Source organism: Nocardia farcinica (genome assembly GCF_001182745.1).
Lineage (GTDB): Bacteria > Actinomycetota > Actinomycetes > Mycobacteriales > Mycobacteriaceae > Nocardia > Nocardia farcinica.
In genome coordinates this window covers 2,772,516-2,789,797 of the sequence record NZ_LN868938.1, presented here as the reverse complement: position 1 = coordinate 2,789,797, position 17,282 = coordinate 2,772,516, and the positions used below count along the sequence as shown (strand labels likewise).

Annotated in this window: 18 protein-coding genes; 11 read left to right on the top strand and 7 right to left on the bottom strand. The window is 71.9% G+C overall.

Annotated elements, in window-relative coordinates; genetic code table 11:
• Positions 1-53: 53 nt before the first annotated feature.
• From AMO33_RS13425 to ligD, 4 genes are all read right to left on the bottom strand, one after another.
• Positions 54-1,223 (bottom strand): acyl-CoA dehydrogenase family protein, encoded by a 1,170-nt coding sequence (locus AMO33_RS13425; RefSeq protein ID WP_060592818.1) that lies wholly within the window; start codon positions 1,221-1,223, stop codon positions 54-56.
• 77 nt (positions 1,224-1,300) lie between these two features.
• Positions 1,301-2,002, bottom strand: a complete 702-nt coding sequence (locus tag AMO33_RS13420) for a TetR/AcrR family transcriptional regulator (protein ID WP_060592817.1) — start codon at positions 2,000-2,002, stop codon at positions 1,301-1,303.
• A gap of 60 nt (positions 2,003-2,062) precedes the next feature.
• The gene (locus tag AMO33_RS13415) at positions 2,063-2,959 is read right to left on the bottom strand and encodes a D-isomer specific 2-hydroxyacid dehydrogenase family protein (protein WP_060593475.1); all 897 of its coding nucleotides are present in this window, start codon (positions 2,957-2,959) and stop codon (positions 2,063-2,065) included.
• Positions 2,960-3,057: 98 nt separating this feature from the next.
• Positions 3,058-4,032, bottom strand: a complete 975-nt coding sequence (gene ligD, locus AMO33_RS13410) for a non-homologous end-joining DNA ligase (RefSeq protein WP_050767968.1) — start codon at positions 4,030-4,032, stop codon at positions 3,058-3,060.
• 83 nt (positions 4,033-4,115) lie between these two features.
• Between ligD and AMO33_RS13405 the strand changes: the two genes are divergently transcribed.
• Positions 4,116-4,367 (top strand): hypothetical protein, encoded by a 252-nt coding sequence (locus AMO33_RS13405; RefSeq protein WP_228788205.1) that lies wholly within the window; start codon positions 4,116-4,118, stop codon positions 4,365-4,367.
• 71 nt (positions 4,368-4,438) lie between these two features.
• Complete coding sequence (locus tag AMO33_RS13400; RefSeq protein WP_240327515.1) at positions 4,439-4,672, top strand: hypothetical protein; 234 nt, start codon at positions 4,439-4,441, stop codon at positions 4,670-4,672.
• Between the two features lie 7 nt (positions 4,673-4,679).
• Here AMO33_RS13400 and AMO33_RS13395 read toward each other — a convergent pair whose 3' ends face one another.
• From AMO33_RS13395 to AMO33_RS13385, 3 genes are all read right to left on the bottom strand, one after another.
• Positions 4,680-6,803 (bottom strand): RecQ family ATP-dependent DNA helicase, encoded by a 2,124-nt coding sequence (locus tag AMO33_RS13395; RefSeq protein ID WP_107103124.1) that lies wholly within the window; start codon positions 6,801-6,803, stop codon positions 4,680-4,682.
• Positions 6,804-6,911: 108 nt separating this feature from the next.
• Positions 6,912-8,129: an RtcB family protein gene (locus AMO33_RS13390; protein WP_060592815.1), complete on the bottom strand. Its 1,218-nt coding sequence runs from the start codon at positions 8,127-8,129 to the stop codon at positions 6,912-6,914.
• Between the two features lie 172 nt (positions 8,130-8,301).
• On the bottom strand, positions 8,302-9,165 hold the full coding sequence (locus tag AMO33_RS13385; RefSeq protein ID WP_076573643.1) for a ribokinase: 864 nt from the start codon (positions 9,163-9,165) through the stop codon (positions 8,302-8,304).
• Positions 9,166-9,220: 55 nt separating this feature from the next.
• Here AMO33_RS13385 and AMO33_RS13380 point away from each other — a divergent pair, with 55 nt between their 5' ends.
• The 9 genes from AMO33_RS13380 to octT all read left to right on the top strand — a co-directional run bounded on the left by AMO33_RS13380 (position 9,221) and on the right by octT (position 17,279).
• Positions 9,221-10,486 (top strand): glutamate-5-semialdehyde dehydrogenase, encoded by a 1,266-nt coding sequence (locus AMO33_RS13380; protein WP_060592814.1) that lies wholly within the window; start codon positions 9,221-9,223, stop codon positions 10,484-10,486.
• 63 nt (positions 10,487-10,549) lie between these two features.
• The gene (locus AMO33_RS13375) at positions 10,550-11,425 is read left to right on the top strand and encodes an AAA family ATPase (protein WP_041559928.1); all 876 of its coding nucleotides are present in this window, start codon (positions 10,550-10,552) and stop codon (positions 11,423-11,425) included.
• Between the two features lies 1 nt (position 11,426).
• A complete protein-coding gene (locus AMO33_RS13370) occupies positions 11,427-12,842 on the top strand; it encodes a vWA domain-containing protein (protein WP_060592813.1) in 1,416 nt (471 codons plus the stop codon).
• A gap of 9 nt (positions 12,843-12,851) precedes the next feature.
• The gene (locus tag AMO33_RS13365; RefSeq protein ID WP_060592812.1) at positions 12,852-13,187 is read left to right on the top strand and encodes an MmcQ/YjbR family DNA-binding protein; all 336 of its coding nucleotides are present in this window, start codon (positions 12,852-12,854) and stop codon (positions 13,185-13,187) included.
• 74 nt (positions 13,188-13,261) lie between these two features.
• Positions 13,262-14,185, top strand: coding sequence for a hypothetical protein (locus tag AMO33_RS13360; RefSeq protein ID WP_139337506.1), 924 nt, complete (start codon positions 13,262-13,264; stop codon positions 14,183-14,185).
• Positions 14,186-14,249: 64 nt separating this feature from the next.
• Positions 14,250-14,891: a nicotinate-nucleotide adenylyltransferase gene (gene nadD, locus AMO33_RS13355; RefSeq protein ID WP_076573580.1), complete on the top strand. Its 642-nt coding sequence runs from the start codon at positions 14,250-14,252 to the stop codon at positions 14,889-14,891.
• Between the two features lie 45 nt (positions 14,892-14,936).
• On the top strand, positions 14,937-15,341 hold the full coding sequence (rsfS, locus tag AMO33_RS13350; protein ID WP_011207907.1) for a ribosome silencing factor: 405 nt from the start codon (positions 14,937-14,939) through the stop codon (positions 15,339-15,341).
• Positions 15,338-15,997 carry a histidine phosphatase family protein gene (locus AMO33_RS13345; RefSeq protein ID WP_011207908.1) on the top strand — a complete coding sequence of 220 codons (660 nt, stop codon included), beginning with the start codon at positions 15,338-15,340 and terminating at the stop codon, positions 15,995-15,997. Before rsfS ends, AMO33_RS13345 begins: the two co-directional genes overlap by 4 nt.
• Positions 15,998-16,514: 517 nt before the next feature.
• Positions 16,515-17,279: a diglucosylglycerate octanoyltransferase gene (octT, locus tag AMO33_RS32855; protein ID WP_060593472.1), complete on the top strand. Its 765-nt coding sequence runs from the start codon at positions 16,515-16,517 to the stop codon at positions 17,277-17,279.
• The last annotated feature ends 3 nt before the right edge of the window (positions 17,280-17,282 follow it).

Here is a 17,282-nt window from a genome sequence, read left to right as displayed (position 1 = left end):
ATTATGCCGCTTCCCGTCCGCCGCGCGGCGCGGCCCCCGCTCGCGCATGCGGTTCACCGGTGCAGCGGCAACCCCAGCACGTGCTCGGCGAGGTGGTTGAGCGCGAACTCGTTGCTGACCGGTCCGGAGCGGGCCAGCCGCGCGTCCAGATACAGGTCGATCCAGCCGGATCGCTCGTCCCAGGCTTCGGCGCCGAGCACCTGGGTGGTGTGGTCGGCGGCGTCGAAGGCCAGGTCGGCGGCCAGTAGTTTGGCGGCGGCGGCCTCGGCCGCGCTGTCGGGGTGATCGGCATCGATCCGGGCCGCGCAGCGGTGCACCAGCAATTGGACGGCGGCGGTCCGCGCGTGCAACCGGGCCAAGGGGTGGGCCAGCGCCTGGTTCGCGCCGATGGGCGCCGAGCCGACCACCGTCCTGGTTTTCGCGTGCCGCACGGCCCGCTCGATGCTGTGCCGGGCCGAACCCGTGCAGATGGCGGCGGTGAGCACCCGCTCGACATGGGTGAACGGCCACAGCGTCAGCAGCCCCGCACCGGCGCGCCCGACCACGTCCGCGGCCGGGACGGCGACCTCGTGGAAGTCGAGCTCGAATTGCCGCACGCCTTCCCGGAATCCCATCGGCACCTCGGTGACGGTGACGCCGGGAGCCCGGGGATCGACCAGGACCGTGGTGAATCCCTCCGTCGCCCGGCCGAACACCAGGACGCGCTCGGCCAGATCGACACCGGAACTGACCCGCTTGCGGCCGGAGACCACGAAACCGTCGCTGTCGGCACGGATTTCGGTGCGGACGCGGAAGAGGTTGTGCCCGGACTCGGGTTCCGTGGCCGCCATCGCCAGTTGCGCGGTGCCCGCGGCGATCCGCGGCAACCACACGTCGCGGGCGGGCGCCGGGCCGAGACGCTCCATCGCGCAGGCGATCGCGGTGGTGAGCGCGGGCATCCACAGCACGATGCCGTGCTCGGCGAACGCCTCCAGGACCAGCGCGGCGCCGAGTACGCCGGCGCCCCGGCCACCCACCTCCGGGGAGAGCGCTGCTCCGGCCAGTCCGTTCGCGCGGAACGCCCGCCACAGCTCCGGGTGCATCTCGCCGTGTTCGAGGGTGTGCCTGCGGACGGCGACCGCTCGGGGCGCGAATTCGGCCGCCACCTGCCGCGCCTGTTCCCGCAGCGTCCGGTGCTCCGCCGTCGGCTCGAACGGCGGTGCTGTCATCTCGGCGTGGGTCATCGCCTGCTCCTGCTCCGGCCGCTTCGTTCGACGGCCACCGGGGCAGAGTAACACTCCGGAGTTTTGCTCGGTAGGGGTCAGTGGTCCGGGCGGGTCAACGTCGTCGTCGCCTCGCCCTCGGCCACCACCGCCCCGTCGGCGTCGACGAGTTGCAGCCGGAGCAGGCCCGCGACCGGCCGCGACGCCGGCGCCGACCCACGGGCCGGGTCGCCCGACAGGCCGGCGACCGCCGCCTCGGTGAGCGCGGCGTGGAAGGCGAGCAGCGATCCGGGCAACTGGCCTGCCAGCCATTGCTGGGCCAGGGCGTGGGCGGGCCCGGTCACCACGGCGACCACCACCGTCATCGGCAGATCCCGTGCCTCTCCCCGGGACACGAACGGGGCCAGCCATTCCCGCCACGCCGCGCCGATCTCCGCGTTCATCGCCCGCAGGCGCTCACCCGGCTCGCTCGCCCAGTCGAGCCTGCCCTGCGCGTAGACGAAGCGCGCCCGCACCGGATCGGCCTCGACCCAGGACAGGTGGCGCTCGAGCACCCCGCCCACTCCGTCGGCCAAGGTCGCGGGGCGGCGCGCCAGCACCCGTCGGTACTCCTCGTGCACCGAACCCATCGCGTCGACGTACAGCGCCCCGGCGATCGCTTCCTTGCTCGGAAAATGATGGAACAGCGCGCCGTTGGACACCCCGCTGCGTTCCCGGATGCGGGCGATGGTGGTGCGCTCGTACCCGTCCTCGGCGAAGCACGCCAGGGCCGCCGTCAGGACTCGGTCACGGATGCTCATGCCGGGACAGAGTACCGCTCCGTCGCGGCAGTGCGTGGGTCGTGGCCGTGCGAGCGACCGTCAGTAGCCCCGGTCGGTGTCGATGGGGGCCAGCAGGGGAGTGCCCGCGACGAAGCGGGTCACGTTCTCGGCCACGTGATCGGCGAACGCGGCGAAGCGCAGTTGCGGTGGGTTGGAATCGTGGGGGGTGATCATCGCGTTGGGCAGGGACCACAGCGGATGGCCGTCGGGCAGCGGCTCGGGGTCGGTCACGTCGAGGGCCGCGCCGGCGATGGTGCCGTCGGTCAGGGCGGTGACCAGGGCATCGGTGTCGACGAGGGAGCCGCGGGCGACGTTGACCAGCCACGAGGAGGGCCGCAGCCGGGCCAGCACGTCGGCGTCGATCAGATGCCGGGTGTCGGCGGTGGCGGGGGCGGCCACCACCACGTGATCGGTGCGCGGCCAGACCTTCGCCAGGTGTTCGGCGGGAACGGTCTCGATCGTGTCGGGGATGCCGGGGCCGGTCACGGGGCGGCCCGAGCGGTTGACCGCGATGATGTGCGCGCCGAGCGGCACCAGCATCGGGATGAGCGCGCGGCCGATACCGCCCGCGCCGACGATCGTGACGGTCTTGCCGCGCAGCGTGCCGACGTGCGGGAAGAAGTCCTGCTGCCGCCAGCTGGTGGCGCGCAGATGCTCGGGCAGGTAGCGCACGCCGGCCAACAGCAGCGCCAGCGTGTGCTCGGCGACGCTGGCGGCGAACGCGCCTGCCGCGGAGGTGAACCGGACGCCGGGGTGCCGGTCGAAGACGCCGAGGGCGAACCAGTCCTCCACGCCGGCGGCGGGCAACTGCACCCACTCGACGGTCTCGGGCAGCCGCTGCGGGAACTCCGCGGCCGAGCCCACCCAGATCAGGGCGCGGGCCGCGTCGAGGTCGACGAGTTTCGCCCCGCCGTCGCTGATCGCCTTCTCCAGCATCGCCGGGGTATGCCCGGTGGGGCCGATCGCGATCGGCACGACTGTCTGATTCACGGTGCGAACCTCCTCGCCGGTTTCCGACACCCGACCTCTGCGGACTATTCCCGATCCGTCGGCGGGTCCGCCTCGATCCGGTCCCGGTCGGCCCACTCGAGCAGTTCGTCGATCAGGAACACGGCATCGTCGATCCCGGCGTGCAGGTCGCCGAGGTCGGCGTAGCGCGCCGGGACGGTCTTCATGGTGAAGTCGCGCGGATCCACGTCGGGGATCTCCGACCAGCGTACGGGGGTCGACACCGTCGCCTGCGGCACCCCGCGCACCGAGTAGGCGGCGGCGATGGTGTGATCGCGGGCGTTCTGGTTGTAATCGACGAACAACAACTTCGGGTCGCGGTCGCGCCGCCACCAGGTGGTGGTCACGTCGTCCGGCGCGCGGCGCTCCACCTCCTTGGCGAATGCCAGGGCGGCGCGGCGCAATTCGGTGAAGCTCCACTGCGGTGCGATGCGCACGTAGACGTGCAGGCCCTTGCCGCCGGAGGTCTTCGGCCAGCCCACCGCGCCCAGCTCGCCGAGTACCTCCTGCACCACCCCCGCCACTCGCTGGACGCGCGACCAAGGGCAATCCGGCATCGGGTCGAGATCGATGCGCCACTCGTCCGGGCGTTCGGTGTCGGCGCTGCGGGAGTTCCACGGGTGGAACTCCACGGTCGACATCTGCACGGCCCAGATCACCTCGGCGAGTTCGCGCACGCACAGCTCGTCGGCGTGGCGGCCGTAGCGGGGGAAGTAGACCCGAACCGTGGAGACCCAGTCCGGCGCCCCGGCCGGCAGGCGCTTCTGGTGCACCTTGTCCCCGGCCAGTCCTTTCGGGAACCGGTGCAGCATGCAGGGACGTTCCCGCAGTGCGTTGACGATTCCGTCGCCGACGCTCAGGTAGTACTGCACCAAGTCGAGCTTGGTCGCCCCGGTTTCCGGAAAGTAGACCCGGTCCGGGTTCGTCACGCGCACCCGGCGGGGGCCGACATCCAACTCGACGGCCGGGCTCGACGACTTGCTGGCCACCCTTGTGACCATAGCCGTCCGGCCCGGTGGCGGCGCGGCATCGACGCGCCGCGCGCGGTTCCATCGGACGCCACCGCTCTGGTATGCATAGCGTCATGAGCGAGGCGGCGCGCGTCACGGTGACCCTGGATCCGCGAATCGCCGCCTGGGCACGGGAAGCCGCCGCGCGCCACCATCGAAGTCTCGACGCGTTCGTGGCGGCCGCCGTCCGCACCGCCGTCGTGCGCGAGAGCCTCACCGACCTGCCGGTCGACGAGGACGCCGAACGTGCCGCCGCCCACGACGAACTCGACCTGCTCGACTCGGCTGCCGCCGATGCCAGGCGCCGCTCCCGCGGAGACGCATGAGGCGCGGCGAGATCTGGAGCTACACACCGACACTGCGTGACGGCACGCCCTTCCCGAGGCGTAGCACGGTTGTGCTGGTCTCCGACCCCGCTGTCATCGCCTCCCCGTACCGCTGGGTCCACGTGGTGCCGGTGGTGGCCGAGGATCCCGGGCACGTCCTCGGCGTCTACACCGATCACGGCTGGGTCGACGCCATGCGCCTGCATCGCGCCTACCGCCCGTGGCTGAGCGCGCCGGTGGGCAGGCTCACCCCGGCCGAGACCGAATCGCTGGACGCCAGCCTGCGCGCCACCCTCAGCCTGTAGCGCGGCCTCACGTCACGCTCGCCAGCGCGAACGGCAGGACCGCGGCGGCGCCCGCCGTGCGCAGGGCGTGCGCCGCGACGGTGAACGTCCAGCCGGTGTCGGTGAGTGCGTCCACCAGCAGGATCGGGCCGTCGACGCCGGTGAGGTCGGGAATCAGCCAGGAGTCGTGGAGCCCGGCCACCCGGTGCGCCGAATTCGCGGCCGAGACCGGCGGCCGGTCCGGCCGGGTGGCGAGGGTGCCGAGATCGCGGAGCCTGCCGACCTCGGCCAGCCGGGCGGCCAGGCTCGCGGTGAGCACCGGGTGCCTGGCGGATTCCAGTGCCAGTACCGAGGTGGGCCGCGCCGCCCAATCCCATTCCCGCAGGACGGCGATGCAGGCATCGAACACGGCGTCGGGCACCGGACCGTCGGGCCCGTCGAGCAACGCGCGCAGCCTCTGCCCCCACCCGAGATCGGTCAGCCGCCCGACGACGCGTCCCGTCTCGGCGCCGGCGGTGATCTTGCCGGACAAGGGAACTCCGAGTTTCGCCATGCCGGTCGGCCACTGCTTGCGCGGGGCCAGGTCGATGCCGGGACGGTCGAGCCGGGCGCGGGTGGCGGCGACGGCCTCGGCGTCCACCGACCGGTCGGGGCGCGCGCCGGTGCAGTTGTCGCAGCGCCCGCAGCCGGGTGCGTCCGCGCCGAGGCTGGGGTCGTCGAGTTGCCGGCGCAGGAAGTTCATCCGGCAGTCGGTGGTGCGCTGGTAGTCCAGCATGGCCTGTTGCTCCACCTCGCGGGCGGCGGCCAGCCGTTCGTAGCGCTCGGTGTCGTATTCCCAGGGTTGGCCGGTGCCCACCCAGCCGCCGCGGACCCGCCGCACGGCGCCGTCCACGTCGAGCACCTTGAGCACCATGTCCAGTCGTGACCGGTTCAGCTCGACCATCGGCTCCAACGCCGCCGTGGAGAGCGGCCGGTCGGCATCGAGGGCGTCGAGCACCCCGCGCACGATGTGCTCGCGGGGGAACGCCACCGAGGCGAAATAGGCCCAGATCCGGGTGTCCTCCGGTCCGGGCAGGAGCACGACCTCGGCCCGCTCGGTGCCGCGACCGGCACGGCCCACCTGCTGGTAGTACGCGATGGGGGAGGAGGGCGCGCCGACGTGCACGACGAAACCCAGGTCCGGCTTGTCGAACCCCATGCCCAGCGCCGACGTCGCCACCAGGGCCTTGACCTCGTTGCGCAGCAACGCGTTCTCCAGCGCCTCGCGCTCGGCCGGATCGGTCTGCCCGGTGTAGGCGGCGACCTGGTGCCCGTGCGTGGCCAGCACGTCGGCCAGATCGTGGGCGGCGGCCACGGTGAGGGTGTAGATGATGCCCGAGCCGGGCAGTTCGCGCAGCCGCGCGGCGAGCCACGCGGTGCGTTCGACCGCGCCGTCGAACGCCACCACCGACAGGTGCAGCGACTCGCGGTCGAGGCTGCCGCGCAGCACCAGGGTGTCGGTGCCGATCTGGGTGGCGACGTCGGTGACCACCCGGTCGTTGGCGGTGGCGGTGGTGGCCAGGACCGGCACGTCGGAGCCGAGATCGGCGATCAGGGTGCGGATGCGGCGGTAGTCGGGGCGGAAGTCGTGGCCCCAGTCCGAGACGCAGTGCGCCTCGTCGACGACGACCAGTCCCGCGTCGGCCGCGAGCTTCGGCAGCACCTGATCGCGGAAGTCGGGGTTGTTCAGCCGCTCCGGGCTGACCAGCAGCACATCGATCTCGCCCGCGGCCACCCGGTCGTGGATCTCGTCCCACTCGGTGACGTTGCCGGAGTTGATCGTCGCGGCCACGACCCCCGCCCGCTCGGCGGCCGCCACCTGGTTGCGCATCAGTGCCAGCAGCGGGGACACGATCACCGTCGGCCCGCGCCCGGCCCGGCGCAGCAATTTGGCGGCGATGAAATACACCGCCGACTTGCCCCAGCCGGTGCGCTGCACCACCAGCGCGCGCTGCCGGCGCACCACCAGCGCCTCGATGGCGGTCCACTGGTCCTCGCGAAGCCGCGCATGGCCGCCCGCCAGCTCGCGCAGCAGTTCCTCGGCCCGCTCTCGCAGGTCGGGGGCGGTGAGGTCGATCGCAGCAGGTCCGCTCGCGGTAGTCACGCGTCCCATCGTGCCGCACCCCGCCGACAGCGACGATGCCTCGGCCGGGCAGGTAGTGAACACCCCGTCGTTCACATCCGGCCGGGCCGCGGCTTCGACACCGCGGCCCCACCGGGGTCAGCCTTTGACGCAGAGCACCTGACGCAGGGTCGCCACCACATCGACCAGATCGCGCTGCGCCTCGATCACCTCGTCGATGTTCTTGTACGCGGCCGGGATCTCGTCGAGGACACCGGCGTCCTTGCGGGATTCCACGCCCTCGGTCTGGGCCACCAGATCGGCGACACTGAACTGGCGCTTGGCGGCGTTGCGGCTCATCCGCCGCCCCGCACCGTGCGAGGCCGACTGGAAGGAGGCCGGATTGCCCTTACCGCGCACCACGTAGGAGCGCGTGCCCATCGAGCCGGGGATCAGCGCCAGATCGCCCGCGCCCGCGCGAACCGCGCCCTTGCGGGTGACCAGCATCGGCATCCCGTCGACGATCTCCTCGGCCACGTAGTTGTGATGGCACGAGATCGGCTCGTCGAAGCGGACCTCCCTGGCCGGGAACTCCTCCCGTACCGCCTGGCACACCAGCGCCAGCATCACCGCCCGGTTGCGGGCGGCGTACTCCTGGGCCCAGGTCAGGTCGTGCCGGTAGGCCGCCATCTCCGGGGTGCCCGCCAGGAACACCGCCAGATCGCGGTCGACCAGGTGCTGGTTGTGCGGCAGCCGCCGCGCCACCTCCATGTGCCGCTCGGCCAGTTCCTTGCCGATGTTGCGGCTGCCCGAGTGCAGCAGGATCCACACCTGGTCGTCCTGGTCCAGGCAGACCTCGATGAAGTGGTTGCCGCCGCCCAGGGTCCCCATCTGCTTGTGGGCCTTGGCTTCTCGCCCGGCCACCCGCTCGTCGAGCGCGCCGAACTCCGCCCAGAACCGCTCCCAGCCGGTGCGCAGGGTCGCCGTGGTCACCCCGGACGGGCGCGCGGCGAGCTTGCGCACCTGGACCGCGTCCTTGTGCGCGGCGAAGCCGACCGGCACGGCCGCCTCGATCCGCGACCGCAGCGAGCGCAGGTCGTCGGGCAGGTCCGCGGCGGTGAGGTCGGTGCGCACGCTCTCCATGCCGCAGCCGATGTCGACGCCGACCGCCGCCGGTGCCACCGCGTCGCGCATGGCGATCACCGAGCCGACGGTCGCGCCCTTGCCGAGATGCACGTCCGGCATGACACGGACGCCGTGCACCCAGTCGAGCCGGGCGATGTTGCGCAGTTGCTGCAGCGCGGCCGCCTCGATCTCGTCCTCGTGGGCCCACATCAACGTCCGTGCCCGGGCACCGGACAACTCGACGGGAAACATGTCGCGATTCCTTCCGATTCCACCGGCGAGCAGGTGCCGGTGCTGTCCACGGTAGGCAGCGAACGTCCCGGGAGCACCCGATTTTCCGGTCGCGCGACGGCGGGCGGCGCCGCCTGCCGCGTCGTGAGCGCGGCCTCATCCCGGTCGGGTGGTGTGGGTCGAGCGCTGCGGCTCAGCGGGCCAGCAGGTCTTCGATCGCGGTCCGCTCGGGGATCGACGCGCTCGCGCCGAGGCGCGTGGTCGCCAGCGCTCCGGCCGCACACGCCCAGCGCAGCGCCGCGGCGGGCCCGTGCCGCCAGGCCACCGCCAGCGCGCCGGTGAACGCGTCACCGGCGCCGGTGGTGTCGACGACCTCGACCGGCACGCCGGGCACGGCCAGTTCCGCCCCGTCCGGGCCGCGATACCGGGCGCCCGCACCGCCGAGGGTGACCACCACGTGCGGCACCCGATCCAGTACCGCGCCAAGCTGCCGCTCCTCACCCCGGTTGACCACCGCGACATCGACGTCTGCCCACAGCTGTGGCGGAAGATCCTGTGCGGGTGACGGATTCAGCAGGACGGTGGTCCCGTTCGCCCGCGCGTGCCGCAGCCCGGCGGCCACCGTCGGCACCGGGATCTCCAGTTGACACACCAGCACGTCCGCCGCCGCGATCATCGCCCGGTCGGTCTCGCGCAACGCCGTCATCGCGGCATTGGCGCCGCCCACGACGATGATGCTGTTCTCCCCGGACTCGTCCACGACGATCGACGCCACCCCGCTGGGCCCGGGCACCGTGCGCAGGCCCGCGGTGCCGACGCCGGCCGACTCGAGCGCGCCGCGCAACTGCGGGGCGAACACGTCGGTGCCCACCGCGCCCAGGAACTCCACCCGGCCGCCGGACCGGCGCGCCGCGACGGCCTGGTTCGCCCCCTTTCCGCCCGGGACGGTGTCGAACCCGCTGCCCAGCACGGTTTCCCCCGGCGCAGGCCTGCTGGCGGTGGTGGTCACCAGATCCATGTTGATGCTGCCGAGCACGGCGATCACGGGCGTGGTCACCGTCAGACCGTAGCGCGGAAGAACCCGCGCGCACGCGGTGCGTAGGCTGTAACCCATGACGGTGGAGACAACGGCTGAATTCGATGTGCGCGAGGCGGTGCACGAGGCCGCGCGACGGGCCAGGGTGGCCTCCCGCGCGCTCGCGCAGCTGACCACCGCGCAGAAGAACGACGCGCTGCACGCCGCCGCCGACACCCTGCTCGCCGCCGCCGACACGGTGCTGGCCGCCAACGCCGAGGACATCGCCGCCGCCGAGGCCGCGGGTACCGAGGCGTCGCTGCTCGACCGCCTGCGGCTGACCAAGGCCCGCATCGACGGCATCGCCTCGGGGCTGCGTCAGGTGGCCGGGCTGCCGGATCCGGTCGGTGGCGTGGTGCGCGGTTCGACCCTGCCCAACGGGCTCGAGATCCGCCAGGTGCGGGTGCCGCTCGGCGTGGTCGGCATGGTCTACGAGGCCCGGCCCAACGTCACGGTCGATGCCTTCGGCCTGGCGTTGAAGTCCGGGAACGCGGCGTTGCTGCGCGGCTCATCCTCGGCGGCGAAGTCCAACGCGGCCCTGGTGGAGATCCTGCGCGAGGCGCTGCGCGCCCAGCAGATCCCCGCCGACGCGGTGCAACTGCTGCCCAGCCACGACCGCTCCAGCGTCACCCACCTGATCCAGGCGCGCGGCCTGGTCGACGTGGTGATCCCGCGCGGCGGCGCCGGCCTGATCAACGCCGTGGTGCGCGACGCGATCGTGCCGACCATCGAGACCGGCACCGGCAACTGCCACGTCTACGTGCACGCCGCGGCCGATCTGGACATGGCCGAGCAGATCCTGATCAACGCCAAGACCCGCAGGCCGAGTGTGTGCAACGCGGCCGAGACGGTGCTCATCGACCGGGCCGTCGCCGACACCGCCGTGCCCCGCCTCACCGCCGCCCTGCGCGAGCACGGCGTCACCATCCACGGCGACCTGCCGGGCCTGGTGCCCGCCACCGACACCGACTGGGGCGAGGAGTACCTCACCCTCGACATCGCGCTGAAGGTGGTCGACAACCTGGACGCCGCGGTCGAGCACATCAACACCTGGGGCACCGGCCACACCGAGGCCATCGTCACCGGTGATCTGGCCGCCGCCCGGGAGTTCACCGGCCGGGTCGACGCCGCCGCGGTCATGGTGAACGCCTCCACCGCCTTCACCGACGGCGAGCAGTTCGGTTTCGGCGCCGAGATCGGCATCTCCACCCAGAAGCTGCACGCCCGCGGCCCGATGGCGCTGCCGGAACTGACCTCGACCAAGTGGATCGTGTGGGGCGAGGGCCAGATCCGGCCCGTGTGACGCCGTCAGCAGTTCGCCGAGCGCGCGGGGGAGTCCGTGCGCCCGGGAGGAAGGAAACAACCCGTGGCCGACCCAACCCAGGAGCCGATCTTCAGCTCGGTCGACGACGTGATCGAGCGGCTCGCCACCACCGGCTACCTGGCCGACAAGTCCACCGCCACCTCGGTGTTCCTGGCCGACCGGCTCGGCAAGCCGCTGTTGATCGAGGGCCCGGCCGGTGTGGGCAAGACCGAACTGGCCCGCGCCGTCGCGCAGACCGCGGGCGCGGAACTGGTGCGCCTGCAGTGCTACGAGGGTGTCGACGAGGCCCGTGCCCTCTACGAGTGGAACCACGCCAAGCAGATCCTGCGCATCCAGGCCGCCAGCGAGAACGACTGGGCCGAAACGAAAGCCGACGTCTTCACCGAGGAGTTCCTGCTCTCGCGGCCGCTGCTCACCGCCATCCGCCGCACCGATCCGACCGTGCTGCTGATCGACGAGACCGACAAGGCCGACGTCGAGATCGAAGGGTTGCTGTTGGAGGTGCTCAGCGACTTCGCGGTCACCGTCCCGGAGCTGGGCACGATCACCGCGAGCCGCAAGCCGTTCGTGGTGCTGACCTCCAACGCGACCAGGGAGCTGTCGGAGGCCCTCAAGCGCCGTTGCCTCTACCTGCACCTGGACTTCCCCGACGAGGACCTGGAGCGCCGTATCCTGGCCAGCCGGGTGCCGGAGCTGTCCGCGGCGGTGGCGGCGCAGCTGGTGCGCATCGTCCACGTGCTGCGCGGCATGCAGCTCAAGAAGCTGCCCTCGGTCGCGGAATCGATCGACTGGGGCCGCACGCTGCTCGCACTGGGCATGAAGGATCTCGACGACACGACCGTGCGCGCGACGCTGGGCGTGGTGCTCAAACACCGCAGCGATCACGAGCGCGCGCTGTCCGAGCTGAAACTGGCCTGAGATGAACCCCGAGGCGCCGGTGTCGTTGCGGTCCGAGCACGGCCTGCCGGGACACCTCGTCGGCTTCGTGGAGGCGTTGCGGGCGCGCGGCATCCCGGTCGGTCCCTCGGAGACGGTGGACGCCGGGCGGGTGGTGACCGTGCTCGATCTGCTCGACCGCGAGGTGCTGCGGGAGGGCCTGGCCTGTGCGCTGCTGCGCCGCACCACCCATCGCGCCACCTTCGACGGCCTGTTCGACCTGTGGTTCCCGGTCGCGGTGGGGGAGCGGGCCGAGGACGAGGCCGACCTCGAGCTCCCGCGCAAGCCTTCCGGCGAGGTCGACATCCCGGCCCTGCGCCAGTTGCTGGCCGATCTGCTGGTGCGGGAGGACTCCGACCGCCAGCTCGAGCAGGTCGCCGCCCAACTGGTCGAACAGCTCGGGCAGTACCAGTCGGCGCGGGGGCCGTCCTTCTCGGCGTATCAGGCGCTCAAGGAGGTGCAGCCGCAGACGCTGCTGGCCAAGATCCTGGCGGGGCTGGCCGTCGGACCGGACACCAGCGAGTTCGACACCGAGATCGCCCGGCGGGCCGCGCGCGGGCGCATCGACGGCTTCCGCGCCACCGTCGAAGCCGAGACACGCAGGCGGGTGGCCGAGCGGATCGGCCGCGAACGGGTCGCGAACTACGGGGTCGCCAGGCAGGCCGAGGATGTGGACTTCCTGCGCGCCTCCGACCGTGAGCTCGCCGAACTGCGCCGCGGCACCCAGCGCCTGGCCCGGGTGCTGGCCTCGCGGTTGGCCGCGCGGCGCAGGAAGCACCGCCGCGGTGAGATCGATCTGCGAAAGACGTTGCGCAAGTCCATGTCCACCGGCGGTGTGCCGATCGACCTGGTGAACCGCAAACCGCGACCGGGCCGCCCGGAACTCGTGCTGCTGTGCGACGTCTCGGGCTCGGTGGCCGGGTTCAGCAACTTCACCCTGCTGCTGGTGAGTGCGCTGCGCGAGCAGTTCTCCCGGGTGCGGATCTTCGCCTTCGTCGACAACACCGACGAGGTGACCCGCTTCTTCGACCCGCACACCCAGCTCGACGAGGCGATGACCCGCATCTTCACCGAGGCCGACGTGGTCGGCTACGACGGCCACTCCGACTACGGCACCGCGCTGCGCACCTTCGCCGCGGAATTCCCCGACGCGGTCACCAGCCGCAGTTCGCTGCTGATCCTCGGCGACGCCCGCACCAACTACCGGGACCCGGCGCTGGACACGCTGCGCGAACTGGTCGAGGTCGCCAAGCACGCGCACTGGCTCAATCCCGAACCCACCAACCAGTGGGGCTCCGGTGATTCCGCGGCGGAGAAGTACCGGACCGTCATCGAGATGCACGAATGCCGCTCGGCGCGGCAACTGACCGAGGTGGTGTCCCGGCTGCTGCCGGTGTGAGGAGGGCGCATGGACCACGCGGAACTGGTGCGGTACTGCCTGGCCAAACCCGGCGCCGTCGCCGACGAACCGTGGGAGGGCGATCTGGTCGCCAAGGTCGGCGGCAAGATCTTCGCCTTCCTCGGCACCGAATCGGTCGGCCTGAAATGCGGCCGCGACCGCCTCGAGGCCGACGAACTGGTGCGCATCCATCCCGACGAGGTGACGCCCTCGGCCTACATCGGCCGGTACGGGTGGAACGCCGTCCGCATCGACGGCGGCATCTCGGATAACGAACTACGCGAGCTCATCGATTACTCCTACGAGGAGATCGTGCGCAAGTTGCCGAAGTCGAAGCGTCCCTGAGCGGTCCGCCGGTTCCGCCTGTCTTCAGGATTCGTTAAGCGTTTCATTGGCGCTGCTCACCAGCATTCGCCGGCATGGGGAGTGCGACGCCGGACGGCGTGACATCGACGGGTGGGGACGACTGGTCGAGGCCGGGCACCGAGGGTGTCGCGCCGGTGGTGTCCTGGCGGATGGATCCGGGTGCGCAGCCGGTCGAGCCGTCGCGCCGCGGCGCGGAGGCGATCCGGCTCGGGGAGCTGGCCGCGGCGCGGCTGCTCGGTGAGCCCGAGGAGGCCGAACGCTACCTGCGCGCCGCGCTCGAGTCCGGCGCGGGGGCGTTGCCCGCCGAGCACCTGGCCCGCCTGCACGCGCAGCTGGTCACCGTGCTGTCCGGCCTGCCGGGGCGCGAGGCCGATCTGGCCGCCGCCGCGCTGGCGGCGGCCGGGCACTGGGCGGACCTGTCCGGGGACACCGTCACCCACCTCGTGTTCGTCGCCGCCCGTGCCTGGCATCGCGCGGGCAGGCACCGGCGCGCCGCCGAACTGTTCGCCCGCGCGATCGCCGCGCCCGCGCCGTATCCGGCCGCCGAGATGGCGGTGTTGCGCGGCCAGTACGGTCGCTCGCTGCGGCTGCTCGGTGAGCATGCCCGCGCCGCCCGCCACTACCTGGCCGCCGCCCACCTGGTCCGCGACGCGGCCGACCACGCGCGTCTGCGCGCCGAACTCACCTGGTCGGCTGCCTCGGCGCTGGACGCCTGTGGCGCCGACGGTCCGGCCGCGCTGGCCTATCTCCGCGCGGCCGACCTGTGGGGCGAACTCGGGCGGATCGGCCCGCGCGCCCGCTGCCTGCGTTCGGCCGCGTGGCTGCGGTTCTGGTCGGCAGGCACCCGCGCGCAACGGCAGCCGAGCATCGACGCACTGCGCGCCCTGCTCGCCGATCTGGAAGGGCTGGCACCCAGCCCGGAGGTCGCCAACGAACTCGACCACACCCGCCGTCAGCTCGCCGACATGCAGGACTGAGTGCCCGGCCGGTGTGGCGGGCAGCACTCCGCGCCGCGTGCGGCGACCGTTAAGCTCGGCTCTCATGCACGAGACAGGGTCGACCGGACGCAAGCTGGGGGTGATGGGCGGCACGTTCGATCCCATCCACCACGGCCACCTGGTCGCCGCCAGCGAGGTCGCCAACCGCTTCGATCTGGACGAGGTGATCTTCGTCCCCACCGGGCAACCGTGGCAGAAGGCACACAAGAAGGTCAGCCCCGCCGAGGACCGGTACCTGATGACGGTGATCGCGACCGCCTCCAACCCCAGTTTCACGGTGAGCCGCGCCGACATCGATCGCGGCAAGGTCACCTACACCGTGGACACCCTGCGGGAGATGAAAGCGCAGTACCCCGACGCCCAGCTGTACTTCATCACGGGTGCGGACGCACTGGCCAACATCCTGTCGTGGCAGGATTGGGCCGAACTGTTCGAACTGGCCAAGTTCGTCGGGGTGAGCCGACCGGGGTACGAGCTCAACACCGATCATTTGGAGGAGCATCTGCGCGATCTTCCTCCCGACGCGGTGACCATGCTCGAGATCCCGGCGCTGGCGATCTCGTCGAGCGAGTGCCGGCGCCGCGCCGCGGAGAACCGGCCGGTCTGGTACCTCGTCCCGGACGGCGTGGTGCAGTACATATCGAAGCGGCAGCTGTACGTGCCGGACGCAGCGGAAGGTAGCTGAGGTGAACGGACTCGAGGTCCAGTGGGGCAGCGCGGAGGTGCGCGGGTGAGCGCGTCGGCCGAGGCGATCGAGATGGCCGAGGTGGCCGCGCGGGCCGCCGACGAGAAGCTGGCCTCCGACGTGGTGGTGCTCGACGTCTCCGAGCAGCTGGTGATCACCGACTGCTTCGTCATCGCGTCGGCGCCCAACGAGCGCCAGGTCAACGCGATCGTCGACAACGTCGAGGAGAAGCTGCGCCGGGCCGGGCACAAGCCGGTGCGGCGGGAGGGCACCCGCGAGGGGCGCTGGGCGCTGCTGGACTACGTCGATGTGGTGGTGCACATCCAGCACAACGACGAGCGCAACTTCTATGCGCTGGAACGGCTCTGGAAGGACTGCCCGGTGGTCCCGGTCGAGGGCGTCGGTGAGCCGCGGCCGGAGGCGGCCGGCGAGGGAGACAACCGCGCGTGAGCAAGTACGCCGGGGTCCGCACGCTGATCCTGCTGCGGCACGGGCAGACCGAATGGAACGCCACCGATCGGATGCAGGGCCAGATCGACACCGACCTCACCGAACTCGGCCGTCGGCAGGCCAAAGAGGCGGCCCGCGAACTGGTCTCCCGCAACGCCATCGCGATCGTGTCCTCGGATCTGCGCCGCGCCCACGACACCGCGCTCGCGCTGGCCGAGCACACCGACGTGCCGGTGGCGCTCGATCCGCGGCTGCGCGAAACCCATCTCGGTGACTGGCAGGGCCTGACCCACCTGGAGGTGGACGCCGACTATCCCGGCGCCCGGGTGGCGTGGCGGCTGGACGCCACTTACCGGCCGCCGGGCGGGGAGAGCAAGCTCGAGGTCGGCGCCCGCGCGCTGCCCGTGGTCCGGGAGCTGTACAACGAGCGGCAGGATTGGCCCGGCCGGACTATCATCCTGGTGGCGCACGGCGGGCTGATCGCCGCCTTGACGGCCGCGCTGCTCGAACTGCCGCCGCAGAACTGGCCCGCCCTCGGCGGACTCGCCAACACCAGCTGGGTGCAGCTGAGCAGCCACGGTCCAGGCATCGACCAGCCCGGCTGGCGTCTCGATGTGTGGAACGCAGCGGCGAAGGTAGCACCCGATGTCCTCTGATCAGCCGGTCCGGTCGGTCCCGGACGAACTGTTCCGGCAGGTGAGCGCCAAGCCGGAACGTCAACTGCCCGACGCGCTGTTCGGCCCGCCGCCCGAACCCGCCGAGCCCGAGCGGCGCGGCTCCCGCGAGGACGCGGCGCGGACCGTGCCGGACGAACTGTTCAAACAGAAGGTCTCGGCCAAACCGGAACGGCAGCTGCCGGACGCGCTGTTCGGCGGGCCGCCCGCGAACACCACTGCCGACGCGACGGATGCCGGAAACGACCACCCCACCGCGCAGCCGGACGATCCGGTGAATTCCGGCACCGAGGAGGCCGCCGCCGTCACGGATGCTGTTTCGGAGGCCGAAGCGGCCGCCGCGCCCGTGACCGTTGCCACGGCCGATGCCTCGTCGAGGGAGGCCGTTTCGCCCGTCGCCGATCCGCCTACCGAGACGTCCCCCGTCGAGTCGGGTGATGCCGAGCCATCCGTCCCTACCGTGCCGCAGGCTCCGGCGGAATCGGCTGCGGCCGACTCCCTGGCCGATGTCCCCGCGCCGGCGCAGGATGCCGCCGGTGCTGTCGCGTCCGCCGAGTCGAAGCGCCCGGTGCTGCTGGTGATCGCCGATTCGCTGGCCTACTTCGGGCCCAAGGGCGGGCTGCCCGCCGACCATCCGCGCATCTGGCCGAATCTCGTGGCCGCCGAACTGGATTGGGATGTCGAGCTGGTCGGGCGGATCGGCTGGACGTGTCGCGACGCCTACTGGGCGCTGATCGGCGACCCGCGGGTGTGGGCGGCGGTGCCGCGCGCGGGTGCGGTGGTGTTCGCCGTCGGCGGCATGGACACCCTGCCCTCACCGTTGCCGACGGCGCTGCGCGAGCTGATCCGTTACGTGCGCCCGCCCGCCCTGCGCAGGCGCGTGCGCGCCACCTACAACTGGCTGCAACCCCGGCTCTCGAAGCTGGGCAGGCCCGTGGCGTTGCCGCCGCGGGTGAGCATCGACTACCTCGAACAGTCCCGGCAGGCACTGGCCCAGCTGCGTCCCGACCTGCCGGTGATCGGCGTGCTGCCGTCGGTGCACAACTGCGAGGCCTACGGGCGGGTGCATTCGGGCCGGCCGCGCGCGGTCCAGGCGTTGCGGGAGTGGTCGGCGCGCACCGCGGTGCCGCTGGTCGATCTCGGTGAGGCGGTGCGGGAGAACATCTTCTCCGGCGAGGCCAACCCCGACGGCATCCACTGGGGCTGGGACGGCCACACCGCGGTGGCGAACGCGATGGTGAAAACCCTGCAGGAGGTTCGGTAGTCC

What these genes read in the sequence shown, in the direction of transcription:
- AMO33_RS13425 (WP_060592818.1), bottom strand. Translation starts at nt 1,223, where the DNA reads ATGACCCACGCCGAGATGACAGCACCGCCGTTCGAGCCGACGGCGGAG.
- AMO33_RS13420 (WP_060592817.1), bottom strand. Translation starts at nt 2,002, where the DNA reads ATGAGCATCCGTGACCGAGTCCTGACGGCGGCCCTGGCGTGCTTCGCC.
- AMO33_RS13415 (WP_060593475.1), bottom strand. Translation starts at nt 2,959, where the DNA reads ATGCTGGAGAAGGCGATCAGCGACGGCGGGGCGAAACTCGTCGACCTC.
- ligD (WP_050767968.1), bottom strand. Translation starts at nt 4,032, where the DNA reads ATGGTCACAAGGGTGGCCAGCAAGTCGTCGAGCCCGGCCGTCGAGTTG.
- AMO33_RS13405 (WP_228788205.1), top strand. Translation starts at nt 4,116, where the DNA reads ATGAGCGAGGCGGCGCGCGTCACGGTGACCCTGGATCCGCGAATCGCC.
- AMO33_RS13395 (WP_107103124.1), bottom strand. Translation starts at nt 6,803, where the DNA reads ATGGGACGCGTGACTACCGCGAGCGGACCTGCTGCGATCGACCTCACC.
- AMO33_RS13390 (WP_060592815.1), bottom strand. Translation starts at nt 8,129, where the DNA reads ATGTTTCCCGTCGAGTTGTCCGGTGCCCGGGCACGGACGTTGATGTGG.
- AMO33_RS13380 (WP_060592814.1), top strand. Translation starts at nt 9,221, where the DNA reads ATGACGGTGGAGACAACGGCTGAATTCGATGTGCGCGAGGCGGTGCAC.
- AMO33_RS13370 (WP_060592813.1), top strand. Translation starts at nt 11,427, where the DNA reads ATGAACCCCGAGGCGCCGGTGTCGTTGCGGTCCGAGCACGGCCTGCCG.
- AMO33_RS13365 (WP_060592812.1), top strand. Translation starts at nt 12,852, where the DNA reads ATGGACCACGCGGAACTGGTGCGGTACTGCCTGGCCAAACCCGGCGCC.
- AMO33_RS13360 (WP_139337506.1), top strand. Translation starts at nt 13,262, where the DNA reads ATGGGGAGTGCGACGCCGGACGGCGTGACATCGACGGGTGGGGACGAC.
- nadD (WP_076573580.1), top strand. Translation starts at nt 14,250, where the DNA reads ATGCACGAGACAGGGTCGACCGGACGCAAGCTGGGGGTGATGGGCGGC.